This window comes from Bacillus sp. G402 (genome assembly GCF_051172515.1).
Classification (GTDB): Bacteria; Bacillota; Bacilli; order Bacillales; family Bacillaceae; genus Bacillus; species Bacillus altitudinis.
The window spans coordinates 146,230-161,411 of the sequence record NZ_JBPIZC010000003.1; the positions used below are offsets into that span (position 1 = coordinate 146,230).

The 15,182-nt window shown below is 43.7% G+C and carries 14 protein-coding genes; 2 read left to right on the forward strand and 12 right to left on the reverse strand.

The features are described from left to right. Window positions 1-21: 21 nt before the first annotated feature. Both ACSBQP_RS14530 and ACSBQP_RS14535 read right to left on the reverse strand, forming a co-directional pair. Window positions 22-1,449, reverse strand: coding sequence for a sensor histidine kinase (locus ACSBQP_RS14530; protein WP_007498154.1), 1,428 nt, complete (start codon window positions 1,447-1,449; stop codon window positions 22-24). Then, a complete protein-coding gene (locus tag ACSBQP_RS14535) occupies window positions 1,439-2,134 on the reverse strand; it encodes a response regulator transcription factor (RefSeq protein ID WP_217816174.1) in 696 nt (231 codons plus the stop codon). Before ACSBQP_RS14535 ends, ACSBQP_RS14530 begins: the two co-directional genes overlap by 11 nt. A 146-nt stretch (window positions 2,135-2,280) precedes the next feature. On the opposite strand from ACSBQP_RS14535, the gene ACSBQP_RS14540 reads away from it, so the two are divergent. Further along, on the forward strand, window positions 2,281-2,412 hold the full coding sequence (locus ACSBQP_RS14540) for a hypothetical protein (protein ID WP_255201828.1): 132 nt from the start codon (window positions 2,281-2,283) through the stop codon (window positions 2,410-2,412). An 89-nt stretch (window positions 2,413-2,501) separates the two neighbouring features. On the opposite strand, the gene ACSBQP_RS14545 is transcribed toward ACSBQP_RS14540, so the two are convergent. The 9 genes from ACSBQP_RS14545 to ACSBQP_RS14585 all read right to left on the reverse strand — a co-directional run bounded on the left by ACSBQP_RS14545 (window position 2,502) and on the right by ACSBQP_RS14585 (window position 11,944). Then, complete coding sequence (locus ACSBQP_RS14545) at window positions 2,502-3,050, reverse strand: GNAT family N-acetyltransferase (RefSeq protein ID WP_017358525.1); 549 nt, start codon at window positions 3,048-3,050, stop codon at window positions 2,502-2,504. Window positions 3,051-3,322: 272 nt separating this feature from the next. Beyond that, a complete protein-coding gene (locus ACSBQP_RS14550; RefSeq protein ID WP_148780817.1) occupies window positions 3,323-4,657 on the reverse strand; it encodes an MmgE/PrpD family protein in 1,335 nt (444 codons plus the stop codon). After that, a complete protein-coding gene (locus ACSBQP_RS14555) occupies window positions 4,648-5,805 on the reverse strand; it encodes an amidohydrolase (RefSeq protein WP_241511732.1) in 1,158 nt (385 codons plus the stop codon). Before ACSBQP_RS14555 ends, ACSBQP_RS14550 begins: the two co-directional genes overlap by 10 nt. A 33-nt stretch (window positions 5,806-5,838) precedes the next feature. Further along, the gene (locus ACSBQP_RS14560) at window positions 5,839-6,585 is read right to left on the reverse strand and encodes an amino acid ABC transporter ATP-binding protein (RefSeq protein WP_007498162.1); all 747 of its coding nucleotides are present in this window, start codon (window positions 6,583-6,585) and stop codon (window positions 5,839-5,841) included. 12 nt (window positions 6,586-6,597) lie between these two features. Continuing rightward, complete coding sequence (locus tag ACSBQP_RS14565) at window positions 6,598-7,272, reverse strand: amino acid ABC transporter permease (protein WP_435028533.1); 675 nt, start codon at window positions 7,270-7,272, stop codon at window positions 6,598-6,600. Window positions 7,273-7,296: 24 nt separating this feature from the next. Next, on the reverse strand, window positions 7,297-8,091 hold the full coding sequence (locus ACSBQP_RS14570; protein ID WP_008347268.1) for an amino acid ABC transporter substrate-binding protein: 795 nt from the start codon (window positions 8,089-8,091) through the stop codon (window positions 7,297-7,299). A gap of 22 nt (window positions 8,092-8,113) precedes the next feature. Further along, window positions 8,114-8,617: a GNAT family N-acetyltransferase gene (locus tag ACSBQP_RS14575; RefSeq protein ID WP_024720188.1), complete on the reverse strand. Its 504-nt coding sequence runs from the start codon at window positions 8,615-8,617 to the stop codon at window positions 8,114-8,116. A 17-nt stretch (window positions 8,618-8,634) separates the two neighbouring features. Then, a complete protein-coding gene (locus tag ACSBQP_RS14580) occupies window positions 8,635-9,960 on the reverse strand; it encodes an LLM class flavin-dependent oxidoreductase (RefSeq protein WP_335350121.1) in 1,326 nt (441 codons plus the stop codon). A gap of 199 nt (window positions 9,961-10,159) precedes the next feature. Next, window positions 10,160-11,944: a right-handed parallel beta-helix repeat-containing protein gene (locus ACSBQP_RS14585; RefSeq protein WP_435028534.1), complete on the reverse strand. Its 1,785-nt coding sequence runs from the start codon at window positions 11,942-11,944 to the stop codon at window positions 10,160-10,162. A 263-nt stretch (window positions 11,945-12,207) separates the two neighbouring features. Between ACSBQP_RS14585 and ACSBQP_RS14590 the strand changes: the two genes are divergently transcribed. Further along, window positions 12,208-13,701 carry a peptide MFS transporter gene (locus tag ACSBQP_RS14590; protein WP_435028535.1) on the forward strand — a complete coding sequence of 498 codons (1,494 nt, stop codon included), beginning with the start codon at window positions 12,208-12,210 and terminating at the stop codon, window positions 13,699-13,701. A 44-nt stretch (window positions 13,702-13,745) separates the two neighbouring features. On the opposite strand, the gene ACSBQP_RS14595 is transcribed toward ACSBQP_RS14590, so the two are convergent. Next, window positions 13,746-15,179, reverse strand: coding sequence for an amino acid permease (locus ACSBQP_RS14595; protein WP_008347282.1), 1,434 nt, complete (start codon window positions 15,177-15,179; stop codon window positions 13,746-13,748). Window positions 15,180-15,182 lie beyond the last annotated feature (3 nt).

The window sequence follows — 15,182 nt, forward strand, 5'->3', positions numbered from 1 at the left end:
CACGCTGAGGCTAAACGGAGTTTAGCCCTTTTCTTGTGGTAGCGGTAAACGAATGATAAATGTTGTTCCTTTATGTTTTTCGCTTTTTAAATCAATCTGTCCGTCATGCAAGTCCACAAGCTGTTTGACAATTGACAGGCCAAGTCCGTATTCTCCGTATGGTGTATTCGTTCTCGAAATATCCGCTTTATAAAAACGTTCCCAAATGTGTTTGACTTCTTCAGGTGCGATGCCGATTCCCGTGTCTTCTACTTCAATGATCGTTTCCCCATTCTCTTCTTTCCCTCTCAAAGAAATACGGCCGCCTTCTGTAAATTGAATGGCGTTCTTTGTGATGTTGACGAGAATTTGAATGAGCCGGTCATAATCTGCGTATACCTTTTGTTCAGGGTGAACCTCTACCATGAGCTGATTGTTTTTCTCTTCAGCCATTCGGCTCAGCTGCTCCTTAATCACTTCAAACGTATCAATGAGTGGATAGTGAAATTTTTGAAGAGTGATTTGATTCGACCTGATTTTCTCATAATCCATATTTTCATTGACGAGACGCAACATTCGTTTTGTTTCATCAGTGATGAGCGCATAGCATTTCTCTTTCTCTTCTGCCGGCACATCCGCAGTATTCAGCCATTCGACCAATCCTCGAATGGTCGTCAGCGGTGTTTTCAATTCGTGAGACACATCCGCAATGAATTGTCGCCTACGCTTTTCGAGCCGGTCAATTTCCTCTCTTGACCGTTGAAGACGATTCGCCATCATATTAAAATCCTCACCTAGTGTGCCAATTTCATCAAGGTGTTTGTTTTCAAGATGAATGTTGTAGTCACCATGCGCAATTTTCTCAGTTGCCTCTCTCAGTTTTTTGATACGATTCACATGGAACTTCGACAGAAACAGACTGAGAATAAAGGTAATCGTCAATGCCACAAACACGATGATATATAAATACCGATTCATTTGAGCAATCAGCTCTTCTGCTCCTTGAATAGGAGCTATGAGCACCACCCCGCCCTTCAGCTTTCCGTCTTCCATGACAGGAAGTGCCACAAGTGATGCTTCTTGATCAAGCCGGCGTGAATCACTTCGCTTGACAATAATTTCTTCTCCTTTTGCGAGCTTGGCCCACAAATCTTTTGTGAGTAACGCTTCATGCGGCGGCATCTCTTGCTGCTGAGATAGCACAGTCCCTTTTTCATCAAAGACGAAAAAACGGATTTGTCTCGTCGAAAGAATGTCTTCAAATGGACGCAAACGGAAGTTCATCTCGGCTTTCGACAATTGTTTAAAATTCTCCAAAATTTCATTCCCATACGAACTCATTTCGTCTACCCTATTTTGATAAGCAATATCTTTCACAAAATGAGACATCAAGGTGCTGATAATAATGATGGCAATGAGCAATAACCCAAGGTGACTAATCAGCAACTGGTAAAAATATTTAATCTTCATCGAACTTATACCCTACGCCCCATACCGTATACAGAAAGGGCTTAGACCCGTCTCCGATTTTTTGGCGCAATCGTTTAATATGAACATCAACCGTTCGTTCATCACCATAAAATTGGTATCCCCAAATTTGCTCAAGCAATTGTTCTCGTGAAAATACTTGCCGAGGATGCTGTATAAAAAAGCACAGCAAATCGTATTCCTTTGGTGTTAAATTTTCGATCCGTTTCCCCTCTAGAAACACTTCTCTCGTTTTTTTATCTAACTGAAAATGTTCGGTCTCTAGCCGTTCACCCTCTTTCGCTCCTTCTTGAGTAGATGTTGTTTGAGCAAAACGTCGTTTCACTGCTTTGATTCTTGCCATTAAGGTGAGCGGACTAAAGGGTTTTGTCACATAATCATCAGCCCCAAGATCGAAGCCCAGCACCTGATCAGATTCCGTTTCCTTTGCTGTCAGCATAATAATCGGAACATCACTAATCTGGCGTACTTTTTGACAAATGGTCAGTCCATCCATTGAAGGAAGCATGACATCTAAGATGAGCAGATCCCAATCCTCCTCTTGCTTAAATCGATTCAATCCTTCTAATCCATCATGGACGAATTCCGCTTGAAATCCTTCTCGTTGAAAAAACATATCCGTCATTGTACAAACACTCTGGTTATCTTCAATCATTAATATTTTCATCATCAGCCTCCGCTGTTGCCTTTGTTTTTCTTTATGTAGCTTTATTTTACATGTTCCTTCTCAAATCTCAATTGGATTGATACGATTTCATGAACTTATCATGCTTTGGTCATCTTTTATTCATACTTTTTGATGGAGCTGAAATTTTGGAGAATCACATTGTTCTTTTTAATATAGTAGAATGGAAAAATGAAGGGATTGCAGAGGATAGTCTAGATGAGGACAGTGTCATTTACACTCTTTCAGATGAAGAAGTCTCCCCTGTAGTAAAAGAATGAAATGACACGCTTCCTGATCGTTATAAATGGTCTATATAAAACAGTTTGGAACTGGACATGCATATCGAGGGCGGTGTGCCCTAACGAAGTTAATTGTGATTTTCTATAAGGCACCCCATTTCGATGCGAATTTCCTTTTTCTTTATATCTTCATTTGAATAAGAGTTGACATTTAATCCAATCAGTTGAAAGCCATTTTTCAAATAAAACTGGATAGCTGGAAAATTGGATGATTGGGTTTCTAATACAATCATTCTAACTCCCAATTCACGAGCTCGTTTTTGTGCCATTTTAATGAAAGTGCTGCCAATACCTTTTCTTTTAAATTGTTTATCCACATATAAATCATGAATGAGTAATGTATTATTCCATTTCATGTGTTGAATGACTATAATTCCAGTTTCTTCACAATTCATCTCTGACACGTAAACCTCTGAACCCTCTTTATATGGATCGAAAATCTCCTCTTTTAGATTTTTTTTAACTGGCGCTTCAAATACTTCTTCTGTAAGGGAGATGTTCCAACCATTGTGACTGGTTTCCATATGAATTTCATAGTATTTTTCAGATGTATATTGATAATATACTTGTTTTCCTTTAGGATAATTTTTTTGATAGATACGACGAATAGTTAACATTTCATACTCCCTTCATTTCAATGATTTAAATCTTTGAACGTACTACTAAATTCGTCGATTTGCGATTTGATACCTTTAAAAATAAACCTAAAAGATAAAACTCGTTTTGCCTCTGTCATAGAATAGGGTCGTTTTTAAATGTGATTGTTGTAGATCAAGATCAATTGTTCACCTGACGAAGGAATATCTTCTTTGACGTCATAGAGTATATTCACTCTTATAAAAATAAGGACATTTAAAAAGCTCATCTCCAAAGATGAGCTTTTTTCATATCACACGAGCAACTTCAGATAAGCAGCGTCATTCCCCTCTTCAACCGCCTGTAAAAGCTGCTTTGCCTGTGATGTGCTGGTGACGCTGCTTAACTTTTGTATGATGTCTTCTGTCGATAATGCACAGCCTGGTGCTCCCCGGGGGATATCGACTCGTTTGCTGATGGTGGACCCGTCAGATAAGGTGAGCTTTACAATCGTAAATCGCCCTTTTGGTACTGCGTCTGGATGGGGTTTTATCGTTTGATCATATACTCTATTTACCCGCTTCATCCATGTACGCAGCTCCGGTGAAATGGCTTTTTTCGTAAAAGCATCCAGTGATAAAGGTTGTCCAAACACCGCTAGTGCGATGACATACTCGACACTAAATCGTCCCTCTTCTCCTGTCAAAGGTGCCCGCTCCGTTAGTGCGGCATCTCCGCCAGGCGGAAACATGACGTCGACCTGTTCGATCTTCCCCTGTAAGGAAGAGTGTTCTTGTACTAATGACTCAATCGCATCGGCTGCATGATGCGCCGCTGAACAGAACGGATACACTTTAAACCATAGACCTGGCGACACGATACGCCATGCAGTGCCATAGTCCTCTAGCAGACGTCTTTCCGCCAGTTTCTGATCCCCATAGAGAGAAAAGAAGCCCAGCTCCCCATCTAGAAGCGATTCACTCCCGCCAAAACCTGAGCAAGCTAAATCCATGGACCATACGGCGGTTTGAGCGGCGAGGCCAGCTTGTAATGGTTTCATATCAGCCCCAAACTGCTTTCGCATTCCAGCTGATTGCGCACCTGCAAAGCCGATCGCTTTCGCCAGCTCTTTCTGTGAAACTTGTTTCAAATAACCAATCGCACAGACCGCTGCAATGGCTCCGAGAGTTCCGGTATTATGCCAGCCCCTCTCATAATGCGACTTGCCGATGGATTCACCTAGCCTTGCCATCACTTCGACGCCAGTAATGTAGGCTGCTAGAAATCGATCACCGTACGCCTCCCCGTTGGTCAGCTGGGAAAGCAAGGCCGGAATGATCACCGCACTTGGGTGTCCTCTCACATCAGAATGCACATCATCATAATCAAGGGCGTGAATCAGGTAGCCATTTAGCATGGCTGCGGATTGACGGCTGACCTTCTTCCCTTGTCCAATGACGGGAATTTGAGCCGCGCCGCCTTCTTGTTCCACGAGCGTCATGAGCTTCTGAATCCCTTCATCCTCTTTTGCAGCAAGCGCTGCTGCCGCAGCGTCTAACAGACCATTTCGAGCCATTTGAACGGCCTGTTGATCTTGCAGCGGATCAGCAGATAGCACTGCCTCTGCGAGCTGTTTCGTTAGTTCCATGTTCTTGACTCCAACGCCCGAACCGCAAGCTCGGAGAAGAAAGCAGCGGCAACAGGAAGTGCCTCTTCATTTAACGTAAAGGCAGGGTGATGCCATTCCTCGGTACCGCTTGTCCCCATCCAGACGAAAAAGCCTGGAATGCGTTCTTGGTAAAGGGCAAAGTCTTCTCCGCCTGGTGACTGCTCTGCCTCTACTACTGCGAGATCAAGCGCTCCTGCCGTTTCTTCCACAACCTTTGTCAAACGCTCGTCATTCATCACAGAAGGCAAATACGGATGCCATTTCACATCTGCCTTTGCGCCAAACCCTTCTGCGATACCGCTCACGATTTGTTTCATGAGATCTGGAATCATCGCTCTCACTTCAGGTTCAAACGTCCGAACGGTCCCTTCCATCTCGACGCGATCAGGTATCACATTCCATGATGTGCCGCCTTGAATACGTGTGATGCTGACAACCGCATGATGCAAAGAACTAATGCGACGGCTGACAATTTGCTGTAGGGCGCTTGTGATCTGACCGCTGATGGCAATCGGATCAATTGTGTGATTTGGAATTCCAGCATGACCACCCGTTCCTTGAATGTCAATTTCAAAGCGATCGACGCTCGCCATTAATGCTTTTTCTCTTATCCCGATGGTGCCAACTGGCAGGTTAGGTTTATTGTGCATACCAAATATCGCATCCACTCCATTTAAGACGCCTGCCTCTATGACGTGTTTCGCTCCTTGCGCCACTTCCTCAGCCGGCTGGAACAAAATGCGCACTGTTCCCTTGAGCCCATGTTTCCGTTCGTTTAATAGGACGGCCGCACCAAAAATCGAAGCGGTATGGAAATCATGGCCGCATGCGTGCATTTTCCCTTGTATCTTTGAAGAAAATGGTTCGCCAGATGCTTCTTCAATTGGAAGTGCGTCAATATCGGCTCTCAGAGCAATCGTTGGTCCCTCTTGTTCTCCTTTGATTTCACAAACGACCCCTGTTTGAAGATCTGGGAAATCGAGCACTGTGATGCCTTCCTCTTCTAACCAGCCTCGTAGTTTTTTTGTCGTTTCATACTCTTCAAATGCCAGCTCTGGATGCTCATGAAGCGCTCGGCGTATGTTAATTAAACGTTTGTTTAAAGCTTCATTTCCTAATGATTTCACTGATACTCACCCCTCTAAAGAGTAAAAAGCAGCTTATGCTTCTTCAGCCGCTGCTTCTTTTTGGATAAATCGTTTTGTTCGTTCATTCTTCGTTTCGTCAAATAGTTCGGTTGGCGTTCCCTGCTCAATGATATGACCATCTGCCATAAAAATCACATGATCTGCTACTTCTCTTGCAAACGCCATTTCATGTGTCACGATGATCATCGTCGTTTCTTGAATGGCAATGGATTTAATCACTTGAAGCACACCTGAAACAAGCTCTGGATCTAGTGCTGACGTTGGTTCATCCAGCAGAATCGCATGTGGATCAACCGCTAAGGCTCGGGCAATCCCGATTCGCTGCTGCTGACCGCCGGATAGTGTGACCGGGTAGCTGTCAGCTTTTTGTTCTAGCCCTACTTGTTTCAATAGCTTCATACCGATCTCATTTGCCTGCTGTTTTGTCATTTTTTTCGTCACAAGCAGTGACTCTGTAATGTTTTGCAAGGCTGTTTTGTTTTTGAATAAATTATAGTTTTGAAACACCATGGCCGTTTGCTGACGCAGGTGATGGGCTTCTTTACGTGTATATTTAGACGCATTCAGCTTCGCATCGCCAATTTCAATCGTACCTTCATCTGGCGTTTCTAATAGATTTAGACAGCGCAGCAATGTTGATTTACCGGAGCCAGAAGGTCCGATAATGGCCACAACCTGCCCTTTTTGCACGTCAAGATTAATTCCGTCTAAGACGACAAGGTCGCCGAATGATTTTTTCAAATTGGTGAGCTTGATCATGTCCACACCTCCTTAATTCCGGTAAGGTTTGCTGATTTTTCGTTCAAATAGGTCTTGCAGGAAACTATAAATGATGGTGAGCACCCAATACACAATGCCAACCGCTAAATACGTTTCAAAGTACTTATAGTTGGCCGATGCAATCATTTTCCCTTGCGCAAACATTTCTGCCACCCCAATGGTAAAGGCAAGCGATGTTTCTTTTAAAAGTCCAATAAAGGTATTCCCCGTCGCTGGAATGGCATTTCTGACGGCCTGCGGGAAAATAATTCTGACGTAAGACTGCCATCTTGTCATGCCGACAGATAAGCAGGCCTCAAGCTGCCCTTCATCCACTGAATTAAGAGCCGCTCTAAAAATTTCTGCTAAGTACGCTGAGTTTTTAATACTTAAACCGATAATGACCGCTGTTAAGGCATCCATTGAGGTCATCGCAGGGAATAGCTGCGGAAGACCAAAATAAATGAGAAAGAGCTGAACCAAAGTTGGAACCGCTCTGAAAAAAGAAGTATACAGCTTGGCAAATTGGTATAAGACAGGTATCCGGTTTTTCGTTATAAGCGCGAATACCACACCAATGATAATGGCAAATACCATGGAGACAATCGCCATGAAGATCGTTATCGGCAAGTATTGAATCAAGGTTGGAAAAACCGTCACCATATACTGCCAATCAATGTGATTCATGTCTGCTTTTCACCGCCGCTGTTGTTATTTTTTAATTGGAACTGTGACATCATCTTTGAAATATTTCTCAGACAATTTCTTCAGTGTTCCGTCTTCTCTTAATTCTTTGATCGCTTTATTGAATTCTTCTCTTAGCTTGTCGTGCTTTTCATCTTTGGCAAATGGGTAGCCGACTTCTTCATATACGATTGGGTTGCCGACGATTTTGAGTGGAAGTCCTGTTTTTTCAATTTGAGCTAACAAGACACTGCGTCCGTTGACGTAAGCATCTACACGGCCATTTGCCACTTCATTTAAGACACCGTCTTGTGTTTCATATGTTTTGATGTTGATTTTCTTGTCTGGGTCTTTGCTCTCTAGGTTTTTGGCATGGTTTGAGCCAAGAACAGCCGCCACCGTTTTTCCTTTTAAGTCGTCAAGTCCTTTAATGTCCTTGTTGTCCTTCTTGACAATGATTTGTGTTCCTGCGTATGCATACGTATCTGTAAAGTTGAACGTTTGTTTACGCTCATCTGTAATCGCAACTTGGTTTGATACGGTATCCAGCTTACCAGATGTCAGCTGGCCCATCAGTCCGCTGAATTCACTCAGCTGCCAGTCTAGTTTGTAGCCTAGCTTTTTCGCAATGGCTTCTGTGACCTCGACATCAAATCCTACTAGTTTGCCGTTTTCTTTATAAGCAAATGGATAGCTTTGGCCTGTAGCGCCCACTTTAAGCACTTTCTCGTCTTTGCCTTCACTCTGATTACCCCCGCCGCATGCTGCTAACACCGCAAGCATTGCCGCAAATAAAACAACTAGCCACTTTTTGTTTTTCATGTTCGTACACCCTTCTTTCCTCTTATGGTTGTGTAATATCTGATCGTAATTGTTTTTTAAAATAAATGGTGATATGGCCTTTGCCTAGATCCTTTTCACCTGCTCTGACATAGCCTTTACGCTCATACATGTCCATGAGCCACGGATGCTTATCAGCTGTCCCAAGAGAGACAAACGGTACCTTTAGTGTGTCCCTTAACACTTCAGTTTCAACCCACTCAAGCAAGGCTGAGCCTGTGCCTTTTTTTGCCGCTGGTTCTGAAGCAAACCACCAAATATGCGGAACGCCGAATGGTCCTGGCTGTTCTCCCCAAGGCATACGGAGTGATAAGGTGGAGAGAAGCTCTCCGTTTTCTTCCATTACATAGCAAAGGTTCTTTTGTACATTTTTCTGAACGAGGGCGACATCTGCATGTGCTGCTTGGAACTGGATGCCGAGCTCACGAATCGGTTCATAGGCTCTTGTTGTCAGTTCAAGCAGCGCTTCTATATCATCCTCAGTTGCCAGACGAAACGTATATCCCAACGTTAGTCACCTCACCTTTATGTCGTGTAGCGATTTTTTGGCTGTTTTAAGCCGAGATTTTCTCGTAAAGTTTTTCCTGTGTATTCTGTTTTGAACAGGCCTCTTTCCTGAAGGATCGGAACGACGCGGTCTACGAAGGCATCAAGTCCTTCTGGCAATAATGGCGGCATCACGTTAAAACCGTCGGCTGCTTCCTCAACGAGCCATGTCTCCATCACATCTGCTAGCTGCTCTGGTGTTCCAATGAAGATATGGTGCCCACGGGACCCTGCAACAGATTGGTAGAGCTGGCGAATGGTCAGGTTGTCCTTTCTCGCCATATTCATCACAAGGTCAAAGCGGCTTTTCACGGCATTTGACGCGCTTGGATCAATCTCTGGAAGTGGTCCGTCTAGTGGATACTGCGAAAGATCAATACCCCCTAAGTAGTTTTGTAAAATGCTAAGGCCGATCTCTGGAACAATCAGCTCTTGTAATTCTTCATACTTCGCTTTTGCCTCTTCTACTGTATCGGCAATGATTGGGAAGATGCCCGGCATGATGCTGACATCCTCTCTAGCTCGTCCAGCAGCCTCTACTTTTCCCTTCAAACTTTGGTAAAATTCCTTCGCTTTGTCGAGATCGTTTTGCGCCGTAAAAATAAGCTCAGCCGTTTTAGCCGCAAGCTTTTGACCATCTTCAGAAGACCCTGCTTGAATGATCACTGGCTGTCCTTGAGGGGTGCGTGATACGTTAAGCGGTCCCCGTACGGAGAAGAATTCACCTTTGTGCTGCAGCTCATGAAGCTTACTAGACTCAAAGAATTCTCCTGTTTCTTGGTTTCTTACAAGTGCGTCCTCTTCCCAAGAATCCCACAGACCTTTGACGACATCGACGAATTCTTCAGCTCGTTCGTATCGTTTGTGGTGCGCTAAATGCTCTTCTCCGCTAAAATTTTTCGCTGTTTCTTCAATAGAAGATGTGACCACATTCCATGCTGCTCGTCCGCCTGATAAATGATCGAGTGAGGCAAACTGTCTCGCAATATGGAATGGCTCACTATATGTAGTTGATGCTGTTGCTGCTAAACCAATTGTTGAGGTAGACTCTGCAATCGAAGAAAGCAGGGTGAGCGGTTCAAATCTCGTTAATACATTTGGATGAGATGTATGATTAATTGATAAGCTATCGGCTAAAAAGAGCAAATCCAGCTTCCCTTCCTCGGCCTTTTTCGCTAATTGTTTAAAGTAATCAAGATTCATGGCTGCGTCTGGTACTGCTTTCGGATGTCTCCAAGAGGCGACATGATGTCCAGTTCCCGCGATGAACACGCCTAGCTTGAGCTTCCGTTTCGGCTGTGACACTTGTTCTTCATCCTTTCTATATCTTCCTTGTATCAAGTGATTATTTTACAAGATACATTTTTCTGATTGAATTAATCGGTTTTATCCATAAAAAAAAGGGCAAATGTTGCGAAAAATGAAAAATAATTATTACTATATGCCCTTTTTACATGATTGTCAACCGCCTTCTGAACCTCCAAAAAAAGGGATTTACAGGCGTTTACGGTAGATCAATTTCAATATTTCCGATGAGCCGGTCCGTGGAGTGTGTCATCAATTGACTGCGCTCTAGTACGTTATGGGCAATCACCGAATGAGTGGAGGATATGGTGCGGACGGCAATCGCTTTTTGAGGAGAGAGATTAATGATGTTATTCCGCAGCACACGTGCTGAGACAACCTCATCAAGAAAAACGGCTGTCGGCTGTCCGATTGAACGATTTAAATAAAAGCGGTTATCACCAATTTGGGGTGAGCCATTTTTAATATACATCACCACATATAAGGACGTTTCTTCAAAGGAATTGTCTTTAATCTCTAAAGGAGCGGTCGTATTGCTATAGACGGCATAGTTTTGATAGTGCTTAAAACGATTCTGCCATATGAAAGCCTTTGCATTTCCTGTCACGCTGATCGTATACGAAGATGCGAGCTGTGAATGTCCTTCTTGAATAAAGTGATTGCCGTTGATCCCCGCTTCTCCCTCCTGCACCCATATCCCTCGGCTGAATTCCTTGAATTGATTATGCTGAATGAGAATATTCGTTCCTCTGACCATCGCCGCATCGATGACAGAGTAGACGGTATTGTTTGAAAAGACAATGCTGTCTGATTGATAAATACGCAGCGATGTACTTCTAAGCCGTGTGTTTGTCCCTGACTCAATATGATTTCCTTCTATTAAAATACGATTGGCCATATAGACAGACACAGCCGCATCTTCAAAAAGACTGATTTTATTACCTGTGATGTGCACGCTGTCTCCCCTCACATCAATCCCCTTTTCAAATCCTTCAATCATATTGCCAATAATGATCACATTGTTTTCCGATTGATCAAGCGGCACGCCTAAGCTCGTAATCCCTGCTTTTGTCACGCCCCCACCCACTGCACGAATCAAATTATTCGCAATGATCATTTCAGTGGCGAAGCCATAGGAGATACTGCTGTCCGTTTGATTACCTTCAATGATCACACCATAGCCATTGAAATTATAGATAGAGCTGGCTGCGCCGCCTCTGACTATGTTGTTTCGAATTTGAATATTCAGCGGTTCCTCCAAGTTGACCGCATTTTCTCCGTATCCTTCAATATCAATGCCCATTTTTGGCTCGACCCCATTTACCCCTGCCCTTTCAAGCAAACAGTCTTCCACAATGACACCATCGCAGCCTGTAATAGACATATTGTTTCGCCTTGAGTCAGTGATGGTGCAGCCAGAAATATGAATAGACGAAGCAGGCGAGTACGATTCGATATGGGTCAATAAACCGTGCGGACTGACAATGATGCCGTCTCCCGTACAATTGTTGATTTGAACACGATCGATATTCACATGGGAAGCACCTTCAATACACACCCCGAAGCCCCATTCATGTGTTTTTCTTTCTGGCGGGAGTGCCTTGTACACATGCTCATCACGGTCGCCTTCAATCCGCCCGCCCCGAATGGTCACATGCTCTACCTCTCCTATATAAAAGGCTGCATATCCCCACGAATCATTTGGTTTCACTTTGATAACGGCATCTGATGCCATCTCAATACAAATATGACTTGGCACTCGTATGCCGGCATTACGAAAAGGAAAAAATTGATCCCCCCTGTACACCGCATCTATTAGATACGTTCCACTCGGCAGCCAGACGTGGGAGTAGCCCTGTGCTTTTGTCCATTCCAGGCATTCGTTCAGTTTCGCTGTACAGTCCGTTTTCCCGTCAGCAATCACGCCAAAGTCTAATACATTGACAATGGGTTTCTTCAGATCAGATTCATTTACATCCCCCAATGAAAACCCCTCCTTTTTACACATGTCCTCTTGTCATCCTATGCATGTGGAAAAGGTTTGCTTGTACGATATTTCAAATTTTATATAAATTCTTCTGGAATAACTTTCCGATGATTTTCACTTGAGCGAATTTTTCATTTTTTTGAGTCTTTACGCCTATTGAACTAACATTTTCCTGTTTTAGAATAGTTTTATATTGACACAAGAACTATACAAGAATATCATTTTTCTCATATCTCTTTTTTTAAGAAAGGATCTATGCCATGTCTACAATTGACCACGATAAAATTGTTAAAAGTGTTCCTCAAAAAGGGTTTTTTGGACATCCTAAAGGACTTTACACACTGTTTTTCACTGAATTTTGGGAGCGTTTTTCTTATTATGGCATGCGTGCACTGCTTATTTATTATATGTACACAGAGGTGACAAAAGGCGGTCTTGGCTTCGACCAGACAACCGCTAATTCGATCATGTCTGTCTATGGTGCGCTTGTCTATATGTCAGGCATTATTGGCGGATGGCTTGCCGACCGAGTATTTGGTTCGTCCAGTACGGTCTTTTATGGCGGGGTATTCATTATGCTTGGTCATGTCATTTTGGCACTACCTAGCGGTGCAACAGCGCTCTTTATTAGTATGGGGCTGATTATTATTGGGACAGGTCTCCTAAAGCCGAACGTATCAAACATAGTCGGCGACCTGTATACAAAAACAGACCCTCGCAGGGATTCGGGATTCAGTATTTTCTATATGGGGATCAACATGGGTGGTTTTATCGCCCCATTAATTGTCGGAACACTCGGTCAAAAAGTGAATTTCCACCTTGGTTTCTCACTCGCTGCCGTTGGTATGCTTGTTGGACTGATTACGTTTGTCATCACGAAAAAGCCGAATCTTGGACTTGCCGGCACTTATGTCACAAATCCACTATCAGCTACTGAACGCAAGAACTTCAAAATTTTCGGTACATTGATCGTGATTGTACTTGCTGTTTTTGCTGTCATCGGCATTCAAACAGGAGCGCTCACGATTAATCTATTCACTTGGTTTGTCAGTGTCCTTGGTGTGCTGATTCCAATTGTTTATTTTATTGTGATGTATTTTAGTCAAAAAACGAGTGCAGTGGAGCAGTCGAGGGTACTCGCTTATATTCCATTGTTCCTAGCTGCGGTGATGTTCTGGGCCATTCAAGAACAAGGCTCAAATATTTTAGCCACATATGCAGATCAGCGAACAAACTTGAATTTCCTTGGCATGACATTAGCCTCTTCTTGGTTCCAATCATTGAACCCGATCTTTATTGTGCTCCTGTCACCAGTATTTGCTTGGTTATGGGTCAGACTCGGTAAGAAACAGCCGTCTACCCCGATTAAATTCTCACTTGGCCTTCTGTTCGCAGGATTATCCTTTATCATCATGATCATTCCTGCCTACATGTCTGGTCCGAATACACTTGTTAGTCCATTATGGCTCGTTCTCAGCTTCTTCCTTGTCGTCATCGGAGAACTTTGCTTATCACCAGTTGGGCTGTCAGCGACAACAAAACTGGCACCTGCTGCCTTCTCAGCGCAAACGATGAGCCTTTGGTTCCTTTCAAATGCAATGGCACAAGCCATTAATGCACAAGTGGTCAAGCTATTTGATAAAGTGCCAGAAACCGTCTATTTCGGGATCATCGGCATTCTCGCTATCGTTTTATGTGTTATCATGCTTCTGCTTACACCGGTGATTAAGAAAGCGATGAAAGGCGTGCATTAAATTGAAAAAGAAGCCTCCCAAATGGGAAGGCTTCTTTTTTTGAATTAAAACCGAATCTCATCATCTCCGTGGATTTGCAACTGGAGCGGTTCACTTTTCACCTGATGTTTTTTCACATAGCGGTGATAGACAACATATCCAATGATCATGAGCGGTACGCCGACATACAGCCCAATCCGCTGCTCGGCATCAAAGGCAAGACTGATTAGCACAATCGAGTTCAGCGTGATCGCAATGATCGGCAGTACCGGATAAAGAGGGGTTTTAAATTTTAGGTTTTCCAGCTTTCCGCCTGCTTTCAAATATCTTCTGCGAAAAAGCAGCTGTGATAATGTAATCGTAATCCAGCCGGTTTGGGCACTCATGCCCGCAATAGACACGATCCAAGCAAAAACGGTTTTCTCTGCAAAGAATCCTGATAATAACGAAATACCTGTAAACAGGAAAGTGAGCAGTAAGGCATTCATCGGGATGCCCCGCTGATTGACTCGTCTAAACGCTTTCCCTGCCATTCCTTCCTTCGACAAAGAGTACAGCATTCTCGTAGAGGCATATAGGCCAGAGTTCGCCACAGATAATAAAGCAATGATAATGACAAAGTTCATGATATCTGCCGCATAAGGAATGCCCGTTCTCTCAAACACAGTGACAAATGGGCTTTGCAGCACACTCGCTTCTTTCCAAGGCACCATACCCGCTAAGACAAAAATAGATAAGACGAAAAAGACAAGGGTACGCCATACGGTCTGATGGATCGAACGGGGAACGGTTTTCTCTGGATTTTCACTTTCTCCTGCCGCAATCCCGATCAGCTCCGTCCCTTGAAACGAAAAATTCACCGTGATCATCGTGACGACAACGGCGAGTAAGCCATTCGGAAACAGACCGTCACTCACAAAATGACTAAAGTAAGGAGCCGGTTCCCCGCTCGTCGTTTGAATAAAACCAAACATCGCCGCTCCGCCTACGCCAATAAATAGTAAGATAGCAACAATCTTAATGGTTGAAAAGAAAAACTCCGACTCCCCGAACGCTTTCGCTGACCTGGCATTTAATAAGAACAAACATAGTCCAAATATGAGACACCAAATCCACACATCCACTTGTGGAAGCCAGCGTCTCATCAGCTGCCCTGCTGATAAAAATTCCAGCGCCACAGTGGCTGCCCAGCCAAGCCAATAAATCCAGCCAACAGCAAATCCTGCTGCAGGACTCACAAATTTCGTCGCATACGTATGAAACGACCCCGACACAGGAAGCGCAACTGAGAGCTCTCCAAGACACAGCATGGTTAAATACATAATCAATCCGCCCACAATATAGGAAAGAACAGCTCCAACTGGCCCTGCTTGTCCAATCGTATAGCCTGTTCCAAGGAAAAAGCCTGTCCCAATGACACCGCCAAGAGAAATCATAAATAAATGGCGGGAGGTCATCGCCCTTTTCAATTGTTCGGGCTGATTTTGTCCAACATCCACAAT